26 protein-coding genes are annotated in these 25693 nt (G+C 75.6%); 13 read left to right on the forward strand and 13 right to left on the reverse strand.

Features of this window, described 5'->3' with window-relative positions; genetic code table 11:
- Positions 1–154 precede the first annotated feature (154 nt).
- The 3 genes from OG335_RS04115 to OG335_RS04125 all read left to right on the forward strand — a co-directional run bounded on the left by OG335_RS04115 (position 155) and on the right by OG335_RS04125 (position 2053).
- Complete coding sequence (locus tag OG335_RS04115) at positions 155–646, forward strand: phage holin family protein (protein ID WP_405009601.1); 492 nt, start codon at positions 155–157, stop codon at positions 644–646.
- Positions 643–1242, forward strand: a complete 600-nt coding sequence (locus OG335_RS04120; RefSeq protein ID WP_405009602.1) for a DUF3618 domain-containing protein — start codon at positions 643–645, stop codon at positions 1240–1242. The genes OG335_RS04115 and OG335_RS04120 overlap by 4 nt, the downstream gene beginning before the upstream one ends.
- Positions 1243–1489: 247 nt before the next feature.
- Positions 1490–2053, forward strand: coding sequence for a YbaK/EbsC family protein (locus tag OG335_RS04125; protein ID WP_405009603.1), 564 nt, complete (start codon positions 1490–1492; stop codon positions 2051–2053).
- A 27-nt stretch (positions 2054–2080) separates the two neighbouring features.
- Here the strand turns inward: OG335_RS04125 and OG335_RS04130 are convergent, their stop codons facing one another.
- Together OG335_RS04130 and OG335_RS04135 are read right to left on the reverse strand one after the other, a co-directional pair.
- A complete protein-coding gene (locus OG335_RS04130; RefSeq protein ID WP_405009604.1) occupies positions 2081–2935 on the reverse strand; it encodes a hypothetical protein in 855 nt (284 codons plus the stop codon).
- A gap of 53 nt (positions 2936–2988) precedes the next feature.
- Positions 2989–3291 (reverse strand): hypothetical protein, encoded by a 303-nt coding sequence (locus OG335_RS04135; RefSeq protein ID WP_405009605.1) that lies wholly within the window; start codon positions 3289–3291, stop codon positions 2989–2991.
- Positions 3292–3499: 208 nt separating this feature from the next.
- Between OG335_RS04135 and OG335_RS04140 the strand changes: the two genes are divergently transcribed.
- A complete protein-coding gene (locus tag OG335_RS04140; protein ID WP_405009606.1) occupies positions 3500–4849 on the forward strand; it encodes an MFS transporter in 1350 nt (449 codons plus the stop codon).
- 261 nt (positions 4850–5110) lie between these two features.
- Here OG335_RS04140 and OG335_RS04145 read toward each other — a convergent pair whose 3' ends face one another.
- The gene (locus OG335_RS04145) at positions 5111–5923 is read right to left on the reverse strand and encodes an alpha/beta fold hydrolase (RefSeq protein ID WP_405009607.1); all 813 of its coding nucleotides are present in this window, start codon (positions 5921–5923) and stop codon (positions 5111–5113) included.
- A 172-nt stretch (positions 5924–6095) separates the two neighbouring features.
- Positions 6096–6452 (reverse strand): DUF6204 family protein, encoded by a 357-nt coding sequence (locus OG335_RS04150; RefSeq protein WP_405009608.1) that lies wholly within the window; start codon positions 6450–6452, stop codon positions 6096–6098.
- Between the two features lie 161 nt (positions 6453–6613).
- Between OG335_RS04150 and OG335_RS04155 the strand changes: the two genes are divergently transcribed.
- On the forward strand, positions 6614–7618 hold the full coding sequence (locus OG335_RS04155) for an aldo/keto reductase family protein (RefSeq protein WP_405009609.1): 1005 nt from the start codon (positions 6614–6616) through the stop codon (positions 7616–7618).
- Positions 7619–7683: 65 nt separating this feature from the next.
- Here the strand turns inward: OG335_RS04155 and OG335_RS04160 are convergent, their stop codons facing one another.
- Positions 7684–8208 (reverse strand): bacterioferritin, encoded by a 525-nt coding sequence (locus OG335_RS04160; protein WP_405009610.1) that lies wholly within the window; start codon positions 8206–8208, stop codon positions 7684–7686.
- A 213-nt stretch (positions 8209–8421) separates the two neighbouring features.
- On the opposite strand from OG335_RS04160, the gene OG335_RS04165 reads away from it, so the two are divergent.
- The 8 genes from OG335_RS04165 (at position 8422) to OG335_RS04200 (ending at position 17689) form a co-directional block, all read left to right on the forward strand.
- Positions 8422–10185 (forward strand): diacylglycerol kinase family protein, encoded by a 1764-nt coding sequence (locus OG335_RS04165; RefSeq protein WP_405009611.1) that lies wholly within the window; start codon positions 8422–8424, stop codon positions 10183–10185.
- Positions 10185–11135, forward strand: a complete 951-nt coding sequence (locus OG335_RS04170) for a YihY/virulence factor BrkB family protein (RefSeq protein WP_405009612.1) — start codon at positions 10185–10187, stop codon at positions 11133–11135. Before OG335_RS04165 ends, OG335_RS04170 begins: the two co-directional genes overlap by 1 nt.
- A 30-nt stretch (positions 11136–11165) precedes the next feature.
- Positions 11166–12011: a phosphatase PAP2 family protein gene (locus tag OG335_RS04175; RefSeq protein WP_405009613.1), complete on the forward strand. Its 846-nt coding sequence runs from the start codon at positions 11166–11168 to the stop codon at positions 12009–12011.
- A gap of 91 nt (positions 12012–12102) precedes the next feature.
- Positions 12103–12894, forward strand: a complete 792-nt coding sequence (locus tag OG335_RS04180; protein WP_405009614.1) for a GNAT family N-acetyltransferase — start codon at positions 12103–12105, stop codon at positions 12892–12894.
- Between the two features lie 337 nt (positions 12895–13231).
- Positions 13232–13546, forward strand: coding sequence for a hypothetical protein (locus OG335_RS04185; RefSeq protein ID WP_405009615.1), 315 nt, complete (start codon positions 13232–13234; stop codon positions 13544–13546).
- A complete protein-coding gene (locus tag OG335_RS04190) occupies positions 13543–13929 on the forward strand; it encodes a hypothetical protein (RefSeq protein WP_405009616.1) in 387 nt (128 codons plus the stop codon). The genes OG335_RS04185 and OG335_RS04190 overlap by 4 nt, the downstream gene beginning before the upstream one ends.
- Before the next feature lie 95 nt (positions 13930–14024).
- Positions 14025–16181: an FUSC family protein gene (locus OG335_RS04195; protein WP_405009617.1), complete on the forward strand. Its 2157-nt coding sequence runs from the start codon at positions 14025–14027 to the stop codon at positions 16179–16181.
- Between the two features lie 260 nt (positions 16182–16441).
- The gene (locus tag OG335_RS04200) at positions 16442–17689 is read left to right on the forward strand and encodes a hypothetical protein (protein ID WP_405009618.1); all 1248 of its coding nucleotides are present in this window, start codon (positions 16442–16444) and stop codon (positions 17687–17689) included.
- Between the two features lie 119 nt (positions 17690–17808).
- Here OG335_RS04200 and OG335_RS04205 read toward each other — a convergent pair whose 3' ends face one another.
- The 8 genes from OG335_RS04205 to OG335_RS04240 form a co-directional block, all read right to left on the reverse strand.
- Entirely contained in the window at positions 17809–18585 is a 777-nt protein-coding gene (locus OG335_RS04205; RefSeq protein WP_405009619.1) for a DUF6585 family protein, read from the reverse strand.
- A 277-nt stretch (positions 18586–18862) separates the two neighbouring features.
- Positions 18863–19255, reverse strand: a complete 393-nt coding sequence (locus OG335_RS04210; RefSeq protein WP_405009620.1) for a hypothetical protein — start codon at positions 19253–19255, stop codon at positions 18863–18865.
- Positions 19252–19542, reverse strand: a complete 291-nt coding sequence (locus tag OG335_RS04215; protein ID WP_405009621.1) for a hypothetical protein — start codon at positions 19540–19542, stop codon at positions 19252–19254. The genes OG335_RS04210 and OG335_RS04215 overlap by 4 nt, the downstream gene beginning before the upstream one ends.
- Before the next feature lie 166 nt (positions 19543–19708).
- Positions 19709–20779, reverse strand: a complete 1071-nt coding sequence (locus tag OG335_RS04220) for an aldose epimerase family protein (protein ID WP_405009622.1) — start codon at positions 20777–20779, stop codon at positions 19709–19711.
- Between the two features lie 106 nt (positions 20780–20885).
- Positions 20886–21902 carry a LacI family DNA-binding transcriptional regulator gene (locus OG335_RS04225; protein ID WP_405009623.1) on the reverse strand — a complete coding sequence of 339 codons (1017 nt, stop codon included), beginning with the start codon at positions 21900–21902 and terminating at the stop codon, positions 20886–20888.
- 96 nt (positions 21903–21998) lie between these two features.
- Complete coding sequence (locus tag OG335_RS04230) at positions 21999–23054, reverse strand: ABC transporter permease (protein WP_405009624.1); 1056 nt, start codon at positions 23052–23054, stop codon at positions 21999–22001.
- The gene (locus OG335_RS04235) at positions 23051–24019 is read right to left on the reverse strand and encodes an ABC transporter permease (RefSeq protein WP_405009625.1); all 969 of its coding nucleotides are present in this window, start codon (positions 24017–24019) and stop codon (positions 23051–23053) included. Before OG335_RS04235 ends, OG335_RS04230 begins: the two co-directional genes overlap by 4 nt.
- Positions 24016–25656 carry a sugar ABC transporter ATP-binding protein gene (locus OG335_RS04240; RefSeq protein WP_405009626.1) on the reverse strand — a complete coding sequence of 547 codons (1641 nt, stop codon included), beginning with the start codon at positions 25654–25656 and terminating at the stop codon, positions 24016–24018. The genes OG335_RS04235 and OG335_RS04240 overlap by 4 nt, the downstream gene beginning before the upstream one ends.
- Positions 25657–25693 lie beyond the last annotated feature (37 nt).

Raw genomic sequence — 25693 nt, forward strand, 5'->3', positions numbered from 1 at the left:
CGTCGCCGCCGGGATTCGCCGTGCGCTGGGGTGCGCCGGGGTGCGGACCCGCATGTCCGCCGAATCGGTGTGCGAAACGGGGTTTGGTGGTGGGCCGGGCCGGTCAGGCGCGGGGAGGGGGTGCCCGCAGAACCGGACGAAGGGAAGCGGCGACGTGAAGACGAGTGTGAACGGCGGTCGGCCCGCGACGGCGGCCCGACCGAACGGCACGGTCGGCGGCACCGGACCGAGTGCCACCACCGGTGCCGGCCCGGCCACCGGCGCATCCCGGCCGGTGAACGAGCTGGTGCACGAGGCGACCGAGCTGGCCTCCCGGCTGGTGCGGCAGGAGGTGCAGCTCGCCAAGGCGGAACTCACCGAGAAGGGCAAGCGGGCCGGCCTCGGCGGCGGGCTCTTCAGCGGCGCAGGGCTGCTCGCGATCATCGGCCTCCAGGCCTTCGTCGCGGCCGCCATCGCCGGCCTGGCCCTGGTCATGCCGCTGTGGGCGGCCGCCCTGGTCGCGGGCGGTGCCCTGATGCTGATCGCCGCCGTCCTCGCCCTGGTCGGCCGGGGACAGCTGAGAAAGGCGGGTTCCCCCGTTCCCGAGCAGGCGATCGCGACCACCAGGACCGACATCGACGTGATCAAGGAGCGTGCACACCGATGACCTCCAAGCACAACACCGGCGGGGCCGCCCCCACCGCGGCGGAGCTCACCTCGCAGATCGCGGACACCCGCGACAGGCTCGCCGACACCGTCGAGCAGCTCGCGGCCAAGGCCGACGTCGGCGCCCGGGTGCGCGACGCCGCCGACCACGCCAAGGAACGCGTCAGCCGCACGGCCGACCAGGCCAAGGAGCGGTTCGGCCGCACCGCCGACCACGCCAAGGAGCGGGTCGGCCACACGGCCGACCACGCGAAAGAACGCGTCAGCCACACGGCCGACCAGGCCAAGGAACGCGTCGGCCGCACCACCGACCAGGCCAAGGAACGCGTCAGCCACACGGCCGACCACGCCCGGCACGTCGTCGAGGACCGGGTCGGCGGCGCCGCGCACAGCGTGCGTGCCGGCGGATCCCGGGTGAAGGAGCACGCCGCCGGCTTCGCCGACACGGCCGGTGCCGCCGTCGGGGAGCACTCGGAGGGCTCGGCCCGCGAGATGGCTCTGGAGGTCGCCCGGTACGGCGGGCCGGTGCTCGCCGCGGTCGGCGGCGTCATGCTCGGCACCGCCGTCGTGCTGGCCCTGACCCGCCACCGGAGGTGACCGGCCGGCTCTCCCCCGCGGGACCCGCCGCGCTCACGTGCCCCGACAGCGCGTCCCCGCCGAAATCCGGGTGACGAACGTCCTGCCGACGGCGACGATGCCTGGTGGCCGACCGGACGAGTCGGCCACCGGGCGGCACGGGACGGCCTGACGCCGCACCCGACGGGTGATGCAGCCGGGTACCACAACAAACTTCGCCACCAACCACGTCGGAGGACGCGGGGCGGGTTTCGCTACAGTCCGTGCCATGAGCGATCACGTGCACGCACCGTTCGGCGGTTTCCCGTCCGTCCACCTGGCGCTGGAGGTCTGCGACCTGCTCGCACCCCCGGTGGCGGACGCCCTCAAGAACTGGGACGACCGCGCGGCGGCGGAGTCCGTGCTGTACGTCGACACCGATCCCGACAAGGCCGACACGGCGGTGTTCTGCGAGACCTACGGCGTGCAGCCGGAGGTGTCGGCGAACTGCGTGGTCGTGGCCGCCAAGCGCGGGGGCGAGGTGACCCTCGCCGCGGGCCTCGTGCTGGCGCACACCCGGCTGGACGTCAACCGGGCGGTGCGTACGCACCTGGGCGCGCGCAAGGCGTCGTTCGCGCCGATGGACACCGCTGTCGAGGAGACCGCCATGGAGTACGGCGGCATCACCCCCGTCGGCCTCCCGGCCGCCTGGCCGCTGCTGGTCGACGCGGCGGTGGCCGCGGCCCCGCACGTGCTGGTCGGCAGCGGACGGCGGCGCGGCAAGCTCATCCTCCCCGGCTGGGCGGTGGCCGCCCTCCCGCGCGCCGAGGTCATCCCGGGTCTGGCCGGCTGACCCGCCCGCTGGCGGGCCCCGCCGGGGTCAGCCGGCCGGGAGGACGGCAACCGAGGCCGATTCCGTGCGCAGCCGCACCTGGTGGGCGGCGCCGGGACGATCGGGCAGGGCGATCCTGACGTCCGCGGAGACCGCGTCGGAGGTGAAGGCGTAGGCGTCGTCGGCGGCCGCGGCGGGCAGGCGCAGGGCCACGGAGGCGGACACCGATTCGAGGGAGAGCGCCCGGGGCGGGGTGGTGAAGGCGAGGTCCGCGCTGCCGGAGCGGACGGCGACGGCAGCCCGCTCCGGGTGCAGGCCGACGGCGGTGAAGCGGACGGACGCGAGGGAGAGGTCGAGGTCGCCGTCGAGTCCGGACAGCGAGATCTCCCCGGAGGACTGGCGGACCGTCAGCGGGGTGCCGGCCGGCAGCGACAGCTGCAGCAGGCCGTGGCAGGGGCCGAGCGGGACGCCGTCGTCGGTGGCGCACCGCACCGGGAGGACGCCGTCCGACAGGGCGGGGCCGAACTCGACGTGCCCGAAGGTGTCCCGGCCCTCCGGCACGTACGTGGCGGTGGCCTCGGTGCCGGGGCCTGCGGCGATCTCCAGGCGGCCCGACACGCCGTCCAGGAGGATCGGCCCGGGGTGTGCCCCGGAGACGGCGGGCGGCGGCCCGGCCGGCCCGTCGGGGTTGCCGGCCCCGGCCCGGTGGGCGCGGGAGTCGGGCCGGGTCAGCAGCACGGCGGCGGACGCGGCGACCGCCAGGCAGACCACGGCGACGGCGGCCCGCCACCACGGCCCGCGGCCACCGGGGCGGCGCGGGCCCGTGGCGGGCTGCGGCGGACGGACGGGCTGGGGCGGCCAGGTCGGCTGCGGCGGCCGGGACGGCGGGGCGGGTACGGTCATGTCCGTCGTCTGCCCCGTCTGTCTCCCGGCACACGGCCGCCACTGACGCCCGGTCAGTCCCTAGGTGTGTCGGGGGCCGGGACGACGCCGCGGGTGCCGCGCCGCAGCACCAGGCGCAGGGCGTGGACGGGCTCGGCGGCCTGCCGGTCCCACCGCACGTCGAGGACGGTGTACGCGGGGTCGTCGGCGAGCCAGTCCGAGGCCGCGCGGAAGACCGCCGCCGGGTCGTTGCCCGCGAGCACCAGCGTGCCGGGTTCCTCCACGGCCACCCAGAGGTCGATGTGGTGGTTGACGAAGGCGCTCGTGCGGGCCCGCAGGTCGTCGGCCAGCGTGGCGGATGCCTGATCGGTCGTCATCGTTCCTCCTCGTTCGTGCGTGCAGCGTTCGTGCGTGCAGCGTGATCGTCCGACACATGCCCAGCGCGGGCGCCGTCATGCGGGCCTGCGGGCGGCCTGACGCCCGGTCACGCATCCGGCCCAGCCCGGGAACCGGCCCGGGCGTCACCTGCTGGTAGAATGACGGTGTCGGCCTTCGGCGCGCCATCAGCGCCCGGAGGCTTTTTTCATGCCCTCCCAGCCCGTACACCCTCCGGTCCCGTCCGCCTCCGCGCCCGTCGCCACACCACCCCCCGCCACGCCACTTCCCGCCACGCCGTCTCCTGGCACGCCCGCATCCGCGTCGGGCCGTCCGGCGGCCCCCGGCTACCGCGCCCTGCTCCGCAACGGCGAGTTCGCCGGCCTGTACGCGGGCTTCGCCCTCACCGTCGTTGCGAGCACCCTGTCGGGCTTCGCGCTCGGCACCCTGGTCGACGACCGCACCGGCTCCGCCTTCCTGACGGCCGTCAGCATGTACGGCGGCTCGTTCGCCATGGTGCTCGGCGCGCTGACGGTGATGTCGGTGGCGGACGGACGCCGTCCGCGCCGGACCCTCGTCGCGCTCCAGTGCCTGGCGTTCGCGGGCGCCGCCGTGCAGGCGGTGCCCGGGCTGCCGTTGGCCGCCCGGTTCGCCCTGCTGCTGGTGCCGGGCTTCTTCCAGTCGCTGGCGACCGGCACGCGGATGGGGCTGCTCGCCGAGGTCGTGCCGGACGCCACCCATGCGATGGCCCGTTCCCTGATGAACATCACGGCCGGCGGCACCGCCGTCCTCGGCTACGCGGTGGGCGCGGTGCTGCTGCACCGCCTGGGCCCGCACGGGGTCTTCCTCGTCGCCGCCGCCGCGGCGGGGCTCGGCGCGTCCGTGGTGGCGGCGACCGTCCGGGAGCACTCGATCCGCCTCACCCGCCGCCCGGGCCTGCGGCGGACGTGGACGGTGAACCGTGCCCTGCTCGCCGACCCGGGCCGCCGGGTCCTGCTGCTGAACCTCTGGGTGCCCAACGGCCTGGTCGTCGGCTGCGAGGCGCTGTTCGTGCCGTACGCGCCCGACCGTGCCGGGGTCCTGCTGGCCGCGTCGGCGGCCGGCATGCTCCTCGGCGACCTGGTGGTCGGGCGGCTGCTGACCGCGGAGCGGCGGCGCCGGTCGGCGTTCGCCCTGAGGCTGCTGCTCGCCGCTCCGTTCCTGCTGTTCGTGCTCCGGCCGCCGTTGCCGGTCGCGGTGGCCGCGGTGTTCCTCGCCGGGGCCGGGTTCGCCGCCACCCTGCCGCTCCAGGAGCGGCTGCTCGCACTGACGCCCGCCCCGGTGCGTGGTCAGGTCCAGGGTGTGGAGTCGGCCGGCCGGCTGACCTGGCAGGGCGTCGGGGCGGCGGTGGCCGGCGGCCTGGCGCAGTGTCTGACGCCCGGCACCGCGATCACGCTCGCCGCGGCGGCCTCGGTGACCGTCACCGTCGCCTCCCGGCGGGCCGTGCTCCGCGCCGGCGCGCAGGCCGGTACCGATGCCGACGGCTCCGGGACGGCGGGTGCGAGCGTCACCCGTCCGTGAGGGGAGCCGGGCCGTGGGGTGCCCCCCGGCCGCCGGAGGAAGACACGACGGCCGGGCGGGACCCCTGGCAGGGACGGGCCGCACCGGCCGGTGGGGGGATACCGTCGGGGCGGCCTCGGCCCCTGCCTGACGGTCCGTCTCACCCGCCCCGGCGGCGGCAAACCCCGGCGACCGGAAAAAGTCGACGCGGGCCTACCGCAGGACCGCATGGTGCGGAACCCCGGTGATGCGGGCCCGCGGGCGGTCGACGGGAACGGGCGGTCAGCGGGAGGCGCCGTCGGGGGAGGCGCCGTCGAGGAGACCGGTCAGGTCGGCGAAGGCCGTGCGGACCGCCTCCGGATTCTCGATCCAGGGGAAGTGGCCGGCGCCGTCGATCGTGCGCCGCAGGACGTGGGGCCCGCCGAACGCGGCGTCGTCCTGCCAGAGGCCCTGGTCGACGACGTGGTCCTCGGCACCGCTCACGATCAGTGTCGGCAGCGCGCCGTCCTGCGGCGTCCACCGGGCCCGGTACGTGTCGTCGAAGTGGGCGTCCGCCCAGGCCACCGCGGCGTGGCAGTAGGCGAGGCCCTCCAGCACGGCGCGTCCCGCGGTCAGCCCCTCGGGCGTGAAGTTCCAGGCCGCGGCGGCCACGGTCAGCGCGCGCAGGGTCTCGTCGCCGGGGTGCCGGGCGTACTCCCCCGCCGCCGTGTCCAGGCCGGGGAGCGGACTGGCCTCGGCCCACCGGGCGAAGGCCGGCCGCCAGCCCGCGTGCGGGGCGCTGCCGACCAGGACCGCACCGGCGAGCCGCCCTTGCAGCTCGGGGACGGAGAGCATGAACATCCCGCCGGTGGAGTGGCCGACCATGACCACCTCGTCCAGTGCCTCGGCCGCCTCCGCGAGCACCTCCGGCCACCGCTCGTAGGGGCGGTCGGGAACCTGCGGCACGCCGCGGTTGGAACCGTCCCCCGGCAGGTCGACCAGCCACACCGTGCCCGGCACGTCAGCCGCCCGCGCCAGGCCCAGCACGGACTCGGACCCCAGTCCGGGACCACCCGGGACGAACAGCCAGTTCCATCGCCCCGCGCGCCGCGACACCGGGCGCAGCCTGACCCCTGACCGCGTCCAGCGATCCTGTTCCCGCGCTCCCACGCCGTCCGCCTCTCCTCGTCCGCCGCCGCCCCGCGGAGGGCGGCGACGGCCCCGGACCTCCCGGATGCCGGGAGTCCGGCCCGGTCCGGTCAGGCCGCGTGCCGGGAGTCCGGCCCGGTCAGGCCGCGCCGGCCGCCCCGCGCCGCTGCCGCTTGCCGAGGGGTGCCTGCGAGAGGTCCTCGGCCTGCGAGCGGAGGTTCTTGAAGCCGTACCCGCGACCGGTCAGCCACGCCTCGGCGGCGGACTCGGCCCGGGCGGCGGCCGTCAGGAGGTCCTCGTCCGTCTCCCCGGTGTCGGCGAAGCGGAAGGTGAACGCGGTGCGGGCGGCGATGTCGTAGCTGAGGTGCCCCTCGGCGGTGAACGCGGCGCGCAGCACGTCGTGCGCGTCGGCGTCGGCGAGGAGGGCGGCGCGCTGCTCCGCGGTGAGGCCGTCGAAGACGCCGCGGACGGTGATCCGGAAGGTGCGGGTGCTCATCCGCCCGACTGTAGGCGGCCGTGCCGTCCGTACGCACGGCGTTTTCTCCGCCGGACGGCGCGCCGGGAGGCATGATCGGTCACGTGTCGGCACCGGCCGGCACCCCCAGCACCCGCACGAGCGGCCGGCAGTGCCCGGCCCGCGCACGGAGAGGATCCGTCATGGAGTTCCGCCATCTCGGCCGCAGCGGCCTGATCGTCAGCGAGATCGCCTACGGCAACTGGCTGACCCACGGCTCGCAGGTGGAGGAGGACGCGGCCGCGGCCTGCATCCGCGCCGCCCTCGACGCGGGCATCACCACCTTCGACACCGCGGACGTCTACGCGGAGACCCGGGCCGAGGCCGTGCTCGGCCGGGCGCTGAAGGGCGAGCGCCGTGAGGGCCTGGAGATCCTCACCAAGGTCTACTGGCCGACCGGTCCCGGCCGCAACGACCGGGGGCTGGGCCGCAAGCACGTGATGGAGTCGATCGACGGGTCGCTGCGCCGGTTGCAGACCGACTACGTCGACGTCTACCAGGCGCACCGGTACGACACCAGCACCCCGCTGGAGGAGACGATGGTGGCGTTCGCCGACGTCGTCCGGGCCGGGAAGGCGCTGTACATCGGCGTCTCGGAGTGGACGGCGGAGCAGATCCGGGCCGGCCACGCGCTGGCCCGCGAGCTGCGGGTGCCGCTCGTCTCCAGCCAGCCGCAGTACAGCGCGCTGTGGCGGGTGATCGAGTCCGAGGTCGTGCCCGCCTGCGAGGAGCTCGGCATCGGGCAGATCGTGTGGTCGCCCATCGCGCAGGGTGTGCTGACCGGGAAGTACCTGCCGGGGGCGGAGCCGCCGGCGGGGTCGCGGGCGACCGACTCCAAGGGCGGCGCGAACTTCGTGGCGCGCTGGATGCGGCCCGAGGTGCTGGAGCGGGTGCAGCTGCTGCGCCCGCTCGCCGAGCAGGCCGGGCTGAGCCTGGCGCAGCTCGCGGTCGCGTGGGTGCTGCAGAACACCAACGTGTCCGCGGCGATCATCGGTGCGTCGCGGCCGGAGCAGGTCGCGGAGAACGTGAAGGCCGCCGGTGTGACGCTCGACTCCGGGCTGCTCAAGGCGATGGACGAGATCCTCGCCCCGGTGGCGGAGTCCGACCCGGGCCGGACGGCGGAGAACGCCCCGAAGAGCCGCCCCTGACGGCGCCGGTACGCGCCGCGGGCCCCGCGACCTCTCGGGTCGCGGGGCCCGCGGCGTGCGCCGGGTCAGTTCTCGAGGAAGCCGAGCATGTCGTCGGCGTGCTCCTCCTCGGCGGCGAGGATGGTCTCCAGGACGCGCTTGGTGGTCGGGTCGCCGTCACCGAGCCAGGTGATCATCTCGGTGTAGGTGGCGACCGCGATCCGCTCGGCGACGAGGTTCTCCTGGATCATCTGCTTCAGGTCGGCGGCGGGTACGTACTCGGCGTGCGAGCGGCCGACGACGCGCGCCGGGTCCATGTCGGGCGTGCCCCCGAGCTGCGCGATGCGTGCGGCCAGCAGGTCGGCGTGGCCCTGTTCCTCGTTCGAGTGCTCCAGGAACTCCTGCGCGACGGGCTCGGAGTTGAGGCCCTTCGCCATGTAGTGGTGCTGGCGGTAGCGCAGGGTGCAGACGATCTCGGTGGCGAGCGCGGTGTTGAGCATCTCGATCACGCGCGGGAGGTCGGCGCCGTACGCGGCGGTGACCGGACCGTCCATCATCTCCGAGCGGGCCCGGTCGCGGAGCGCGTGGACGTCCGTCAGGAATTCGGCCATGGTGTTCTCCCTGCCTGGTCGGGCGGTAGGTGACGCGGGGCGCCTGCCCGGGGCGTGCCGGGGCAAACACCCCTGCCCCGGGTCGGCCGGGGGCGGGCCCGGCACGCGCCGAGCACGCGCCGGGCACCCGCGGGGCTCACGCCGGACGCCACCCGACGGAACCCCGGCGCACCGGGGACGGATGGCACGGCCGCGGCGGGGCACACGGGGCGCATGACGACGACACGGGCGGTCACCGCCGGCAGACGGATCGCGCTGCCACTGCTGGCGCAGGCGGTCCTGGTGGTCCTGGTGGGCCTGCTGATCACCCATCCGCCGCACGGCTGGTGGGATCCTGCCGCGGACGGCCTCACCGGCCGGCTCGCGGAGCTGCGCACGCCCGCGGCGACCCGCGCGAGTGCCTGGTTCTCCCTGGCGGGCAGCACCGGGGCCGTGGTGGCGGTGACGATCCTGACCGTGGCGGTGCTGCTGCTCGGGAGCCGGCTGCGTCGGTGGCGGGAGGCCGCGTTCCTCTCCGGCGCGGTGTCCGCGCAGGCCCTGGTCTTCCTGCTGGCGACGGTGTGCGTGGAGCGCGCCAGGCCCGATGTGGTGCGGCTCGACGCCTCGCCGCCCACGTCGAGCTTCCCCTCCGGGCACACCGGCGCGGCCATGGCGCTGTACGGCGGTCTCGCGGTGCTGGCGGCCCTGCGCGTCACGGGCCGGTGGCGGGTGCCGCTGTGCGTGCTGGCCGGCCTGGTGCCGCTGCTGGTCGGGGCGAGCCGGATGTACCGGGGCATGCACCACCCGGGTGACGTGCTGACGGGCCTGCTGAACGGCGCGGGCGTCCTGTGGATCATGTGGCGGGCGTTCCTCGACGGCCGGGAGGAGCGGGCCGGCACCGCCGCGGCCCACGCCTCGACGACCTCCGGTGCGACCGGGCCCGCCGGTGACCCTGGGGTGGCACCGGACGGACGGCCCACCGCCGTCGTCGTCCACCAGCCGCAGCTCGTCGACCGCCGGACCCTCGACGAGATCTGCCGCGTCCTCGCCCGGCACGGCCACCACCGGCCCCGGATCGTCGCCACCTCCGCCGAGGACCCCGGCCGCGGGGCGGCCGCCCGGGCCGCGGCGGAGGGAGTCCCGCTGGTCGTCGCCTGCGGCGGCGACGGCACGGTGACGGCCTGCGCGGGCGCGCTCGCCGGCTCCGCGACGGCCCTCGCCGTCGTGCCCTGCGGCACCGGAAACCTCCTGGCCCGCAACCTGCGGCTGCCGTCGGACCCCGGCCGCGCCCTCGACACCGCCCTCGCCGCCGGGACCCGCCGGATCGACCTCGCGCGCGCCGAGGGCGACGGGCTCGACACCACCCACGTCAGCGCGATGGCCGGGATCGGCCTCGACGCGGCGATCATGGCGGACACCGGCCGCACCGCGAAGCGCCGGCTCGGCTGGCCCGCCTACCTGCTGCCCGTCGCCCGGCACCTCGGCGACCGGCGGATGGCGGTCACCGTCACCCTCGACGACCGCCCGCCGCTGCACCGCCACGCCGACATGGCCCTGGTCGGCAACGTGGGCGCGCTGCAGGGCGGGGTGCGGCTGCTGCCCGACGCCGAACCCGACGACGGGCTGCTCGACCTCGTGCTGCTGCACCCGCGCGGACCCGGCGGCTGGCTCGCGGCCGTCGCGCAACTGGCGACGGGCCGCCACCGGGCGCCGCACGACGGCTCCCCCCGCACCGGCGCGCCGTTCGAGCACTTCCGGGCCCGCCGCATCGCCCTGCACCTCGACGCCGACCGCCCGCGCGAACTCGACGGCGAACCGGTGACCCCCGGACACACCCTCACCCTGACCGTCGAGCCGGGCGCGCTGCTCGTGCACGCGCCGCAGCCCGCACGACGACCCACCGTCCCCGACGCTCCCACCGCGACCGCCGACGCCACAGCGACCGCCGATGCCGTGGCCCGGCCGGCCGTCGCCGTGCCCACCGAGAGGAACGGCTGATGGGTACCGCCACCCGGGTCGGCCGCCGCGGCCCGTCCGGCGAGGAGCTCTCCGCCGACGAGGCCGTCGAGACGCTGCGCGGCCACGGCCGACGGCAGCTGCTCGTGGACGCCTTCGTCCGGTTCCGCTACGCCGACGGGTTCAGCCATGCCCGGGCGCTCGCCTTCCAGACCGTGCTGGCGATCGTGCCGTTCGTGATCGCCGTGGTGGGCCTGTCGTCGTCGCTGCACACGCAGCAGATCGGCGAGGTCACCGAACTCACCCTCGGCCGGCTCGCCGCGGGCCCCAGCTCCGACCTCGTGCACGAGCTGCTGCGGCGGAGCCGTGAGCGGGCCGGTGACGGCGGCACGCTGGCGCTCTGGTTCGGCGCGGTGTTCTCGCTCGCCAACCTCGCCACCGCGATGTGCCAGATCGAGCGCGGCGCGAACCGCATCTACGGCATCGAACGCGACCGGCCGTTCCACCGCAAGTACGGCCGCGGCCTGCTGATGGCCCTGATCGCCGGGCTGCCGCTCGGCCTGGGCTTCGTCGTGCTGCTGGCCGGGCGCGAGATCGCCGCCTCGGTCACCGAGGTCTACGGCCTCGGCACGGGTGTCGCCGCCGTGTGGGCGGTGCTGCGGTGGCCCGTCGGGTTCCTGGCGGCGCTGCTGGCGTCCTGCGTGATCTTCCGGCGCGCGCCGCGCCGCAAGCAGCCCGGCTACAGCTGGCTGGCGTTCGGCGCCGCCGTGCACCTGGTGCTGTGGGTCGCGCTCACCCTGCTGCTGGGCGCGTACCTGCGGCTCAGCGGCTCCTTCGACGCGGTGTACGGGCCGCTGAGCGTCTTCTTCTCGCTCCTCGTGTGGGCGTACCTGACCGCCCTCGCGCTGCTGCTCGGAATCTCCTTCGCCGCGCAGCTGGAGGCGGACCGCACCGGACGGCAGGAACCCGTCCGGCCGGACCCGGGTGCCTGAGGAGGTCGGATCGGGGTATCCGGAATGCCGATGACTCCTCCCTCCCGAACCCCCCGTCCCGCGCCCGTCCGTCCCGCACGCAGCCGCCGCGTCGCGGCCCGCTGGCGGTCCTGGCCCGCCGACCGCAGGTTCGGCGTACGGCTGGCCGCCTCGGTCGTCGCCTTCGCCGTGACGGCCGTGCCGGCCGGCGTCCTGCTGGCCCTGGTCGAGGCGCGCTGGAAACCGCTGGGCGACCTCGACCGGCGCACCGCCCTGCAACTGCACACCGCCGTGCTCGGTCACCCCGCGCTGCTGCGGCTGCTGCGGGTCCTCAGCGACCTGGTCTGGGACCCGTGGACGATGCGCCTGCTCGTCGCGGCCGCCGTCGGCTGGCTCCTCACCCGCCGGGCGTGGCGGCTGGCCGTGTGGGCAGCCGCGACGGCGGTGGCGGCCGGGGTGGTCGGGCTGCTGGTGAAGGTGGTGGTGGCCCGGGTGCGGCCGAACCTGCCGGACCCGGTCGCGCACGCCGCCGGCTACTCCTTCCCGTCCGGCCACGCGATGACGGCGGCGAGCTCCTGCGCGATCCTGCTGCTCGTCCTCCTGCCGGTGATGCCCCGCGTGGTGAGGCCTGCGGCCTGGGCGGTGGCCGCCGTGTCGGTCGCCGGGGTGGGGTTCACCCGGGTCGCGCTGGGCGTGCACTGGGTGAGCGACGTGCTGGGCGGCTGGCTGCTGGGCCTGGCGCTGGTGGCCGCCACCGCGTGGGCCTTCGAGGCGTGGCGGCTGGACACCGGACGCCGGGTGCCGCCGGTGGCCGAGGGCCTGGAACCGGAACTGGGACGGACCGACGGCCTGCCCCCCGAGGACACCGCCCCGGGCGGCCCGCCCCCGGCCGCCTGAGGCCGCACCCCGCCGACCTGCGCCGCACCCCGCCGACCTGCCGGGATACGGGCGGGAAAACCGCCTTGACGCCGTCCCTAGGCTCGGGACGATGACCGACGACGATCTCAGAAGCCGCCTGCTCGCGGCGTACGACGACCAGATGCGGGGCTTCTCCTCGGGACCCGACACCGTGCGGGACCGCGACGGCTGCGTGGTGCGCCTGACCGGCGGCCACCGCGGGTTCGTGAGCACCCCGCGCGACGTCGGGGTGCGCGGGGCCGGCCTCGACGCCCTGATCGCCCGCCAGACGGCGCACTTCGCCGCGCACGGCCAGGCCTTCGAGTGGAAGACCCGCGGCCACGACCTGCCGGCCGACCTGCCCGACCGCCTGCTCGCCGCGGGCTTCACCGCCGAGCCGCGCGAGACGGTGCTCGTCGGCCGGGCCGCCGACCTCGCCGTCGACGCGGCGCCGCCCGCCGGGGTGACGGTCCGCCGCACCGCCGACCCGGCCGACCTGCCGCGGATCGCCGCCATGGAGACCGCCGTGTGGGGCGAGGACATGGGGTTCCTCGCCGACCACCTGCTCGGCCTGCTGACCGCCCGGCCCGACGAGGTGGCCGTGCTCGTCGCCGAGGCCGGCGGGGAGGTCGTGTCCGCCGCGTGGCTGATGCTCGACCGCGACCGGGAGTTCGCCGGGCTGCGGGGCGGTTCGACGCTCCCCGCATGGCGCGGCCGGGGCGTCTACCGCACCCTGGTGGCGCACCGCGCCCGGCTCGCCCTGGAGCACGGCCACCGCTACCTGCACGTCGACGCCTCCGACGACAGCAGCCCCATCCTGCAGCGCCTCGGCCTGACCGCGATCACCACGACCACGCCGTACGTCTGGACGCCCCCGGTCTGACCGGGCCGCGCCCGTACCCGCGCCCGCCGCCCGACCCGCCCGCGCCCCCGCCGCCCCTCCCGGCAGCGGGGGCGCAGGCCTGTCACCCGTGCGTGTGATCACGCCCGGGATCCGCCCCCGCCGCACCGGGAGCGCGCCCACAATCGGCCGGGTGGACGACGACGCCGACTGCCCGCCCCCACCGCCCTGCCCGCCCCCACCGCCTCCCCCACCACCGTCCCCGCCGTGCCCGTCGCCGACGGAGACGCCGACGGCAGCCCCGACCGCGACGCCCACGCCGAGCCCCACGCCCACCCCCACGGCGCCCCCCGGCCCGAGCGCGTCCGCGACACCGGCCGTGCACCACGCCGCGCCGGCGGCACACCCCCGGCCGCAGCAGCACCCGCGTCCGCACGCGGCCGCACCGGCCGCCGTACGCACCTCCCCGCCGCCGTCGGCGACGGCACAGGCCCCGCCGCCCGCTCCCCTGCCGGCCGCCCCGGTCACCGCGACCGCGACGGTCGGCCCGCCCGCCGCCGCCCCGCCGGCCGCCGCGCCCGCCCCGGGGATCGACCCGGTGGTGTGGTCGGTCGTGCTGCTGATCGTCGTCCTCGCCCCGGCCGCCCTGGCGGCCCTGATCCATCCCGTCCGACACCCGCGGAGCCGCACGTGAACCCGCTCGCCCTGCTCGGCGCCCTCGCCGCGCTGATCGTCGCCGTCGCCGGGCTGGCCGTCGCCCACCGGCTGCGCCCGGCCCTGCCCGAGGGCGAGCCGGCCCCGGAGCCGCACTCCGTCCTGTCGACGATCGGATCCGGCCTGCTCTCCGGCTTCGTCCTGCTCACGGGCTTCCTGGTGGCCACCGGCTGGGCGGCCCGCACCACGCACGTCCTCCCCCCGGTCGGCCTCTACGCGGCCGACGTCTGCGCCGGCGCGGCCGTCCTGCTGTACCCGGCGCTGGCCGGCCTGCCCTTCACCGCCCGGCACGTCACCGCCGTCGCCTTCTTCGGGGCGCTGGTCGGCTACACCCTCACCGCGGCCGTCCAGCTGAGGCCCTGACCTGCCGATAGCCTGGACGTGCCGGGCGGAACAGGGGCACCGGGCATCACGCAGCGAGCACCGAGCACCGAGCACCGAGCAGCAGATCGAGGACCATGGCGAGGACGACGCCGACACGCGGCCGGACCGGGCCCGGGCGGTGGCTGCGCGCCCGCGACCCGGAGCTGCGGACGACCTGGAACGCCGTCCGGGTCACCGCCGCGTCCTGCGGCGGTTTCTACCTCTGCCGGTACGGGCTGCACCAGCCGGTGGCCGCGATCTACGCGGTGTTCGGCCCGGTCTCGTTCGGCATCCTCGCCCGGCTCGGCGGCGGGGCCCGGCAGCGGGCCGGCACCCTGCTGGCCGCGCTCCCCGCCGCGTACGTGCTGGTGACGCTCGGCACCCTGCTGGCGGTCACGTCGTGGGCAGCCGCCGTCGGCATGCTGGCCGTCGGCTTCACCGTCGCGTACGCGTCCGTCGGCGGGCCGCGCCTGGTGGGACTCGCCAACGGCCTGCAACTGTTCTACATCCTGCCGTGCTTCCCGCCGTACGACCCGGGCACGCTGCCGCACCGCCTGGGCGGCCTCACCGTCGGCGTCGTCCTGCTGGCCGCCGCCGAACTGCTGCTCCGGCCCACCGGCCCGCCCGTCGACTACCGGGCCCGGCTGGCCCGGGCCGCGGAGGCGGTCGCCGGCCTCGCCGACCGCACCGCCGCCGCCTGCACGGACGGTGCTCCCCGGCCGCTCCCGGACACGCCCCCCGGCCTGCCCCCGGACCCGTGCCCCGCCCTCCTCGACGAGCTGCGGTTCTCCCGGATCCCCGTCATGGAGCGGCCCGCCTCCGCGAGCGCCGTCGACCGGGCGCTCGGCCACGGCGCGACCGCCCTGCGGTACACCCACGCCCGACTCCGGCAGCTCGGCCGGGCGGCGGCGCACGAGCCGTGCCCCGCCGCCGCGGGCCCGCTGCGGGACGCCGCCGCAGCCCTGCGGGACGCCGCAGCGGGGCTCCGGCCCGGCGGCCCCGTACCGGACACGCGGCGGATCGAGCACGGCATCACCGCCTTCGAGCAGCACCGCACCACCGCCGGAGGCAGCCCGACCGGCGCCGCCCCGGGCGCCCTCGCGCTGGACGCCGCCGAGGGCGCCCGTTTCCTCGTCCTCGCCACCCGGGTCAGCCGCAAGGTCCCGCTGCCGCCCGACGCGACGCCGCCCGCGCTGCGCCCCGGCCCGTTCTGGTACGCGTACCGGTCGGCGCCCCTGCTGTGGTGGGCGAGGCTCCGCGCCAACCTGACACCGCGGTCGGTCTTCCTGCAGAACGCGGTGCGCACCGCCCTCGCGCTCGCCGCCGCCCGGCTGGCGGCGGGCGCCCTCGACCTCACGCACGGCTTCTGGGTGATGCTGGCGACCCTCACCCTCATGCGGACGAGCGCCGCCGACACCCGGACGACGCTGCGGCCCGCCCTGACCGGGACGGCCCTCGGCGCCGCGGTCGCGGCCGTCCTGCTCGTCACGGCCGGGCAGCGTCCGGAGGTGTACGCGGCCGTGCTGCCCGCCGTGATGCTGGTCGCCTTCACGGTCGGCCCGCTGCTCGGCCCGGCCTGGGCGCAGGGCACCTTCACCGTCGTGGTGGCGACCGTCTTCGGCCAGCTCGCACCCGCGAGCTGGCAGCTCGCCGAGGCCCGGGTGCTCGACGTGGTCACCGGGGCGTGCGTGGGCGTCCTCGCCGGCGCGTGCGCCTGGCCCCGCGGAGGCGGCGGCGAGGTGCGGCGACGCACCGCCGAACTCCTCACCGACTGCGCCGACGCGCTGCGCGAGACGGCCGCCGTGCTCACCACCGGCACCCCCGCCACCGGCGCACTGCGACGCGCACGGCGCAGCGCCGTCCTCGCCGAGGCGACGTACGCGCAGTACCGGTCGGAGCGGCACGACCGGGTCGGCGAGGGGCCCGACTGGCAGGCGGTGCTGCTGGCCGGGCAGCACGCGGTGCGCGGCGCCGAGCCGCTGCTCGTGCGGCTCGGGCCGGGCTCGGTGCCGCGGTCGGTGGAGGGCCCGGCGGCCGCGGTGGCGGCGGCGTTCGAGCAGCGGGCCGCGGCGCTGCGCCACCGGGCCGGGAGCCGCGCCGCGCCGACGGCGGCCGCCCGCCCGTCCGCGCCGGAGGGGCTGCACGCGGTGGACGTCGAGGTGTGGCTGGACGGCCTGCTCGACGACCTCGCGGCGGCCGACGAGCCCGTGCGTGCGGGGCGGATCGTCGTCGGGGGCGCGAACTCCACCTGAGTGCCGGGCCCCGGTCCTGTCCAGGGGGTGCGGCCCGCGACGCCGACAGTCACACGGCGCGCTCGCCGTGCGGCGCCGGTGGGCGGGAGACGACGGAACGCGTAGTCAGGCCGGGGCGGGCGAAGGTAGCGTCAGGCCCGTCGGGTCCTGCGGACGGGCAGTGCGAGGACTTCCGTCGCCGGAGGACCCGGCCCTGCCCGGCCATCGCCGCGCACCCCGCCCCCGCCCTCACCTGCGAAGAGCCCCTTCAGGAGCCGACGATGGATGACGACCTTCAGCTGATCAGCGACGGCGACGGCCTGGCCGTCATCGGAGACCCGGCGGCCGTCGAACGCTTCCTCGTCTCCGAAAGACTGCCGTCGAGGGACCTCGGACTGTCGAGGCTCCGGTCCACCCTCGGCGCCGTGGCCGGAGCCGCACAGGCGGGTTCCGACATCGCAGCCGCCTCGGGTCGCTGGGTGAAGCTGACCGAGCAGTCCGCGCAGGCCCTCAAGAAGTACGGGCTGATGAAGGGTTCGCATGCGGGTGCCAGCCGCGCCGTGCTCACCGAGGGCGGCAGGATCAAGGGACTCCTCGAACTGGCGAAGCCCGGATCGTCCCTGTCCAACCCGGCGTTCCTGGCCGGTGCCGCGGGGCTCATGGTGCAACTCGCGATGCAGCAGACCATGGACGAGATCACCGACTACCTCGCCTCGATCGACGAGAAGGTCGACGACGTGCTCCGCGCCCAGAAGGACGCGGTGCTGGCGGACATGATCGGAGCGGGCTTCGTCATCGAGGAGGCCCTGACCGTCCGGGAGCAGGTGGGCCGGGTCTCCGAGGTCACGTGGTCGAAGGTGCAGGCCACGTCGATGACGATCGCGCGGACCCAGGCCTACGCGCTGCGTCAACTCGACGTGCTCACCGAGAAGATCGAGCAGAGGACCACGATCGGTGATCTCGCCAGGGCGTCCAGGGACGCCGAGGTCACGGTCCGGGAGTGGCTCGCCGTTCTGGCTCGTTGCTTCCAGCTGCACGACGCGGTCTCCGTGCTCGAACTCGACCGCGTGCTGGACGCGTCGCCGGACGAGCTGGACCGGCATCGCCTCGCACTCCGGACCGCCCGGCAGAACCGGATGGAGCTCATCTCACGGAGCACCGGGCGGCTGATGGCCCGCGTGGGTGCGGCTGTCGGCACGGCCAACACGAAGGTGCTGCTGCACCCGACCGCGTCCCCGGCCGTGGTGCATTCGAGCAACCATGTCGCGATCGCCGTCGTCGACTTCCACGGACGGCTGGGGATCGAGCGCGGTCAACAGTCGTTGGACGCCCGACGGTGGGCGGAGGCAGCCGCGGAGGCCAGGGACAAGGTACTCGAGACGGGAGCGGAGGGCGTCGACGCCGCCAGGCGCATCGGTATCGAGACCTTCGTCCGGGCCAGATCGGTGACGGGCAATCTGTCCAGCGGGATTGCCGGGCGAGTGCTCCGCCGGCGCGGGGGCGACGGGGAGCGCGACGGGGAAGGCTGAGACGCCGGAGGCGAACGCGCCGGCGGATTCGTCCCCCGGCACCCCGATCGCGACGGGCTCCGGTCCGCCGCCGTCCGCTGAGGGCGCCCATCACCGAGCCGGGTCCGCCGGACGGCGTCTCAGGGCCGGGGGGTGTGCCTCTCCGCCAGCAGGCGGAACAGCGCCAGGTTGGGGAACTGCGCGGCCTGCTGCCGTCGCCAGGTGCCGCCCGCACTCCGGTCGATCCGGATGACGCCGTCGGTCGGGTGGCCGGTGATCCGGACCTCGGCCCAGGGCAGCCGGTCGGCGCCGGAGGCGAGGCCGTCCGCGCCGAGGCTCAGGGCGCCGAACCGCACGGGGGTTCCCGCCTCGATCGAGGCGAGGGCGGCGGGCAGCTGTGCCCGGGCGACGCCCTCCTCGATGCGGTCGAGCACGGAGAAGAGACCCCCGATGCGCTGCGAGGAGAGGACGGTCCGCTGCCCGTTGCCCAGGGTGAGGTGGCAGGTCTGCACGAAGGAGCCGAGCCCGCCCCCGCTGAGGATCCGGATCTCGGTGACGTCGTCCCACAGCAGCGCGTCCTGGGTCCGGCCGCCGATGCTGTGGACGAGTCCGCCGGTGTGCACCACGAGGAGCTGATCGGCCAGGCCCTTGCGTCTGGCGGGGGTCCGGAGGGCGAACCCGAGCAGCACGACCAGCGCCAGGGCACCGAGGAGGGAGAGGATGATCAGCAGCGGCTGACCGCTCAGCACGCCGACCATGAAGAGGCCGTACACGAGGAACGCCGGCACCAGCAGCCGGGAGGCACGCGGTGCGCGGTCCAGTGTCGGTTCCCCGGCGGACGCGACCGGAGGGCCGAGTGCGCCCCAGCCGGCCGCACCGTCGGAGGGCGCCGGCGGGAATCCCGGTGCACGTCCCATGCGGCGGCTCCTCAGGTCGGTGACAGACCCCCTCAGTCTGTCCGATCGGCGCACGGCGGCACCAGGCCTCCCTGCAGACAACCGACTTGCGCAAGACGTCATCTGACACACCGACAGCGCAGGCCGATTCGGTACGGCAGGTCGGCGGGCGGCCCGGCGGGGAGCGGTGCAGGCCGACGAGGGCCGTGACCGCGCCCGGCGGGCAGGATCTCCCCGGCGAGGATGCGCGCGTCCTCGTCCGGGTTCAGCCCGTCCCCGAACACCCCGCCTGCGGCACCTACGGCTCCAGGCGGGGGTCGTCGATGTCGACGGTGGCGACCCCGGGCGGATACAGCTCCGCACGGGCCGTCAGGATCAGGTGCTGCAGCGGACGCACCGGGGTGGGCAGGCTCGTGGTGATGGCGTGGGCCAGATCCTGGCCGCCGTACCCGTCGCGGACCATGGTCGCCACCATCACGGCCGTGCTCGCGTCCAGGGGCTCGAACTCCAGCGCGGGCAGCGCCAGGACCGCCTGCGCGGCACCCTCGTCCTTGATCTCGGCCTCGACCAGGCACAGCACCGGGACCAGCAGATGCCGGAACGGGCTCCGCAGCGCGGAGTCCACGATCCGGTGCAGGCGCGAGTGGCCGGCGGCCAGCGCGGCCAGGGCGCTGGAATCCAGGATGATCACGCGCTGCGCCGGGGGGCGATCCTGGCGCGCGCGTCCGCCGCGGCGATGTCGTACACCCGCTGGAGCATGTCCGGGCCTTGGTCCAGCTCCGCGTCGGGGAGGGTCATCCCGAAGTGCTCCCGCAGCAGCCGGCGGCCCTCGGCGACGCGCTCGGCGATCTGCTCCGCGGTGGGTTGCTGCTCCACGAGCAGGGCCACCTGGGCGCCGATCGTGGTGCCGTGGGCTGCCGCGAGGGCGGCCAGACGGTCACGGGTATCAGGGGAGACCTTGATCGTCGCATCAGCCATACCCCGATCGTACACCGCCGGTACACTGGCGGTGTACGGGTGTCGGGGGCCGGGAAATCAGCCCTGTCCGACCCTGTCGACTCCCTCCCGGTGACGGTGTCGTCCGTTCCGTCCGACCGGGACGCCACCCGGTCGCGGACGCCGGCGGGCGCCACGTGCCGGCCCGTCAGGCCAGGTGCGGGAAGCGGTACTCGGTGCGGCTGGTGAGGGTCTCGCCGGGCCGCAGCACGGTGCTGGGGTAGTCCGGGTGGTTGGGTGCGTCGGGGTAGTGCTGGGTCTCCAGGCAGACCGCGGCGTGCCGGCCGTAGGGTCGGCCGTCGGGTCCGGTGAGGGAGCCGTCGAGCTGGTTTCCGGTGTAGACCTGGACTCCGGGTTCGGTGGTCCACACCTCCAGGGTGCGGGTGCCGTGCGGGGCGGTGAGGCGGGCGGCGCGGCGGAGCGCGGTGCTCTCGCCGGGGGTGCGCAGGACGAAGCAGTGGTCGAGGCCGCCGGCCGTCCGCAGCTGGGGTTCGGGGCGGGCGAGGACGTCGCCGATCCGCCGGGGGGCGGTGAGGTCGAGGGCGGTGCCGGCCACGGGTGCGGGCGGGCCGGTGGGGATGCCGTCGGCGTCGACGGGCAGGTAGGCGGGCGCGTCGACCTGCAGGGTGTGGCCGAGCACGTCGGGGCCGTCGGCGAGGGTGAAGTAGGCGTGGTTGGTGAGGTTGACGACGGTGGGCCGGTCGGTGGTGGCGGTCCAGTCGAGCGCGAGGGTGCCGTCGGTGGTGAGGGTGTAGGTGGCGGTGACGTCGAGGGTGCCGGGGAAACCCATGTCGCCGTGCGGGCTGCGCAGCGTGAGCCGCAGGGCGGCGGGGTCTCCGTCGCCGGCGGGTTCGGCGTGCCAGACCCGGGCGTCGAAGCCGTCCGGGCCGCCGTGCAGGGCGTGGCCGCGGTCGTTGACGGGGATGTGGTGCGCGCCGCCGTCGAGGGTGAAGCGGCCGCGGGCGATGCGGTTGGCGTAGCGGCCGACGAGGGCGCCGAAGTAGGGGCTCTTCTCGGCGTACTGCTCGACGGTGGGGAGGGACAGGACGACGGCCGCGCCGTGACCGGCGGTGTCGGGGACGACGAGCCGGTGCAGGATGCCGCCGTAGGTGAGGATCTCGGCGTGCACACCGGTGCCGGCGTCGAGCTGCCAGGCGTCGACGGCGGTGCCGCCGGGGGCGGTGCCGAACGGCCGGCGGCGGACGGTGGGTCGGGGCATGGTCGTTCCCTCGGGGGCGGGCGGGGCCCGGCGGGCGGGCCGGACGCGACAGGTGGTCGGGGGCGGGGCCGGCGGGCGGCCCGGCGGCGCATCGGGGCACGGGGGGTCAGGTCGCGGGGCCTCCGGTGGAGCCGCGGACGACGAGGCGGTAGCCGGGCCGTTCGCGCCGCGGTTCGGCGGGCGACAGGCCGGTGAGGCGGGCGACGAGCCGGTCGACGGCGAGGCGGGCGATGGCCTGCTTGTCGGGCGAGATGGTGGTGAGGGGGACGGCGGCGAACCGGCCGTCCTCGATGTCGTCGAAGCCGGCGACCGCGACGTCCTCGGGGATGCGCAGGCCGCGCTCGGTGAGGGTGCGCATCGCACCGATGGCGATGAGGTCGTTGTAGGCGAACACCGCGTCGGGGCGTTCGCCGCGGTCGAGGAGGGAGGCCATGGCGGCGGCGCCGTCAGCCCGGCCGTAGCCCTCGGTGACGACGACCAGCGACTCGTCGGGGACGATGCCGGCGGCCTGCAGTTCGTCGTGCCAGCCGCGCATCCGCATGTGGGCGGGCTGGCGTTCGTGGCCGGTGCGGGAGCCGAGGAAGGCGATCCGCCGGTGCCCGAGGGAGAGCAGGTGCCGGACGGCCTCGCGGGAGGCGGCGATGTTGTCGATGGCGATGTGGTCGTACGGCGCCTCGTACTCGCGCTCGCCGAGCAGCACGAGCGGCACGGTCTCGTCGCGGCCGGTCAGGTCCTCGGTCTCCAGGTGGATGGGGCTGAGGATGAGCCCGTCGATCACGTGGGAGCTGAAGCCGCCGCTGACGTGGATCTCGCGTTCGCGGCGGCCCGCGGTGTGGTCGACCAGCACGGTGTACTCGTGCCGGGCGGCGGCGTCGATGACCGCCCCGGCGAGTTCGGCGAAGTACGGGTTGCCGAGTTCGGGCACGGCCAGCGCGATGATGCCGGTGCGGCCCTTGCGCAGGTGGCGGGCGGTCAGGTTGGGGCGGTAGCCGAGCTCGTCGATGGCCTTCTGCACCTTGGCCCGCATCTGCGGGGTGACGTGCGGATAGTGGTTGACCACGTTGGAGACGGTCTTGACGGAGACGCCCGCCCGCTGCGCGACGTCCTTGAGGCTGACGCCCACGGCACTCCTTCGTTGACGGGGACCGGGCCCCGGTGGTGCCCGGGACGCGGCGTACGGTTCCGGGCACCACCGGCCGCCGGGGCGGCCGGGCGCCGCTCAGGTCGTTCTGCGGCCGCGGGCGAGGTAGCGCTGGGCGACCACGACCACGATGAGGAAGCCGCCGCTGACCACCGACTGGTAGGAGGAGTTCAGCGAGCCGATCTGGTTGATGAGGTTCTGGATGACGGCGAGCAGCAGGACGCCCCACAGGGTGCCGCTGACCGAGCCGGCGCCGCCGACCAGGAGCGTGCCGCCGATGACGACCGCGGAGATCGCGTCGAGCTCCATGCCGACGCCGACGATGGTGACGCCGGAGGAGAGCCGGGCCGCGCTCAGCGCACCGGCGAGACCGGCCAGCAGGCCGCTGAGCAGGTAGACCGTGACCTTCGCGCGGGCGACCGGCAGGCCCATGAGGGTGGCCGCGTCGGCGCTGCCGCCGACGGCGAACAGCGTCTGCCCGAAGGAGGTGCGCTGCAGCAGCACACCGCCGAGGCCGAACAGCGCGAGGGCGATGAGCAGCGGGTAGCCGAAGCCCCAGACGGTGCCCTGGCCGAGTTCGGCGAAGGCGGAGCCGCGCGGCACCAGGTAGGTGGTGGCACCCTCGTCGGTGAGGGCGAGCAGCAGGCCGCGGGCGGCGAGCAGCGAGGCGAGCGTGACGATGAACGGTGCCATGCCGGCGCGGGCGACGAGGAGGCCGTTGACGGCGCCGATGGCGCCGCAGACGGCGATCGGCAGCAGCAGCGCGGGCACGATGCCCCACTGCGAGGCCCAGGCGGCGAGGACGCCGCCGAGGGCGAAGACCGAACCGACGGAGAGGTCGATGCCGCCGGTGATGATCACCAGGGTCATGCCGAGGGCGACGATCGCGAGGAAGGACGCCTGGACGGTCACGCCACGGGCGTTGTCCAGGGTGCCGAACGTCGGGTAGACGACGGACGAGACGACGACGACCAGCAGCAGCACGGCCAGCACGCCCTGCCGCTGCAGGAGCGACAGGAGGCGCTCGCGTCCGGTCGTCCCGGCGGCCGCGCCGCTCGGGCGGGCGGGCGGGGCCGGGGGTGCGGAGAGGCCGGCGGCGGGCTCGGGCAGGCCGAGTGCGGGGGTGTGGTTCATCGGGATCGGCGCTCCCGTGCGACGTAGACGGCGGCGAGGATGATGGCCGCCTGGGCGATCTGGGCGGTGGAGTCGGGCAGGTCGTGCTTGACGAGGGTGGCGCGCAGCAGCTGCATGAGCAGCGCGCCGGCGACGGTGCCGAGCACGCGGACGGAGCCGCCGGTCAGCGGGGTGCCGCCGACGACGACGGCGGTGATCGCGGACAGCTCCATCAGGGTGCCGAGCGAGGACGGGTCGCTGGCGGTGAGCCGCGCGGTGGCGAGCACGCCCGCGAGCGCGGCGAACACGCCGCACAGCACGTACACGCCGATGAGGAGGCGCTTGACGGGGAGTCCGGCGAGGGCGGCCGCGGCCCGGTTGCCGCCGACGGCGACGACCTGGCGTCCGAAGGTGGTGCGCTGCACCAGGAACGCGACGGCGAGGGCGAGGACGCCCGCGACGACGACGACCAGCGGGATGCCGAGCACGCTGTTGGTGCCGAGCGCCAGCAGGTCGGGGTTGACGATCTGCTTGAGCTGCCCGTCGGCGATGACGAGGGCCAGGCCGCGGCCGCCGACGAACAGGGCGAGGGTGGCGACGATGGGCTGCAGGCCGACGACGGACACCAGGGTGCCGTTGATCGCGCCGACCACGGCCCCGGCGAGCAGGGCGATCAGCAGGGCCGGCACCAGGCCGTAGCCGAGGTAGAGCGGCAGCAGGGCGGAGGCCAGCGCCATGGTGGAGCCGACGGAGAGGTCGACGCCCTCGGTGCCGATGACCAGCGCCATGCCGAGGGCGACGATCACCACGGGGGCGACCTGCACGAGCTGGGTGCGGAGGTTGTCGGTGGTGAGGAAGCGGTCGGTGAACAGCGCGTTGAACACCACCAGGGCCGCGAGCGCCGCGTAGACGCCGTACTCCTGGAACCACGCGGAGCTGGGCAGCCGGGTCAGGCCGCGCGTGGGGGCGGCGGTCGCCTGGGTCATCGGGGGTCCTCCTTGCCGGCGCTCGCCGGGCGGGGCTGGTCGGGTGCGGCGGGGGCCGGTCCGGCGGCGGGCGCGCCGTGGTCGGCGAGGACGGCGAGGAGTTCGCTCTCCCCCACCTGGTCGCCGGTGAGTTCGCCGGCGACGGCGCCGCTGCGCAGCACGACGATGCGGTCGGCGCCTTCGACGAGTTCCTCGATGTCGGAGGAGATCAGCAGCACGGCCAGTCCCTCCTGGGCGAGTTCGTCGATGAGGGCCTGCACCTCGGCCTTGGCGCCGACGTCGATGCCACGGGTCGGCTCGTCGAGGAGCAGCACCGTGGGTTCGAGGCAGAGCCAGCGGGCGAGGAGCACCTTCTGCTGGTTGCCGCCGGAGAGTTCGGAGACCTTCTGCTCGGGGCTGGACGCCTTGATCCGCAGGCGTTCCATGAAGATCCTGACGACCTTGTCCTGCCGGGCGCGGGAGACGATCCCGGCGCGGGACAGCCGCGGCATGGCGGCCAGCACGATGTTCTCCCGTACCGACAGGCCGGGGATGATGCCCTCGGCCTTGCGGTCCTCGGGGAGCATGCTGATGCCTGCCCGGATGGCGCCCGCGGAGCTGGGGCGGCGCAGGGTGCGGCCGCCGACGGAGACGGTGCCGCCGTCGAGCGGGAGGGCCCCGGCGATGGCCTTGGCGGTCTCGCTGCGGCCGGAGCCGAGCAGGCCGCCGAGGCCGAGCACCTCGCCGGGGCGCAGCGCGAGGGAGATGTCGTCCAGCTGGTGGCGGCGGGTGAGGCCGTCGGCGGTGAGGACGGGTTCGCGGGCGACGTCGTGCCCTTCGTCGCCGAAGCCGGTGACGCCGTGGCGGCGGACCTCGGTGATGTCGCGGCCGAGCATCATGGAGACGAGTTGCATGCGGTCGAGGTCGGCGAGGTCGCCGGTGTGGATGTGCCTGCCGTCGCGGAGCACGGTGACGCGCTCGCACAGGCGGTAGAGCTCGTCCATGCGGTGGCTGACGTAGAGGATGGCGATGCCGCGGGCGCGCAGCTCGCCGACGACGCGGAAGAGCGTCTCCACCTCGCGCGGTTCCAGCGAGGAGGTCGGTTCGTCCATGACGACGACCTGCGCGTCGACGGAGACGGCGCGGGCGAGGGCCACCATCTGCTGGGTGCCGATGCCGAGGGTGTGCAGGGGGCGGCGCGGGTCGACGTCGATGCCGAACCCGGCGAGGAGTTCGGCGGCCTCGCGGTGCATCCGCGGGAAGTCGATGAGGCCGAGGCGTTTGACGGGTTCGCGGCCGAGGAAGATGTTCCGCGCCACGCTCATGAGCGGGACGAGGTTGACCTCCTGGTAGATGGTGGAGATGCCGGCCTGCTGGGCCTCGGAGGGCCGGGCGAAGCTCACCGGGCTTCCGGAGAGCAGGAGTTCGCCGTCGTCCGGGCGGTGCACGCCGGTGAGCACCTTGATCAGGGTGGACTTGCCCGCCCCGTTCTCCCCCACGAGTGCGTGGGCCTCGCCGGGTCGCAGCGAGAAGGAGACGTCGTCGAGGGCCACCACGCCGGGGAATCGCTTGCTCACGCCGCGGGCCTCCAGCACGGGCGTCGCCGTGGGGAGGGCGGTGCCGGCGGGCCTGGTGGCCGCCGCTTCGGGGGGTGCCATGGTTCTGGCCTTCCGAGGGTCGATGGAGGGTGGTCTC

Origin of the sequence: Kitasatospora sp. NBC_01539, assembly GCF_045040525.1 — a bacterium.
Lineage (GTDB): Bacteria > Actinomycetota > Actinomycetes > Streptomycetales > Streptomycetaceae > Kitasatospora.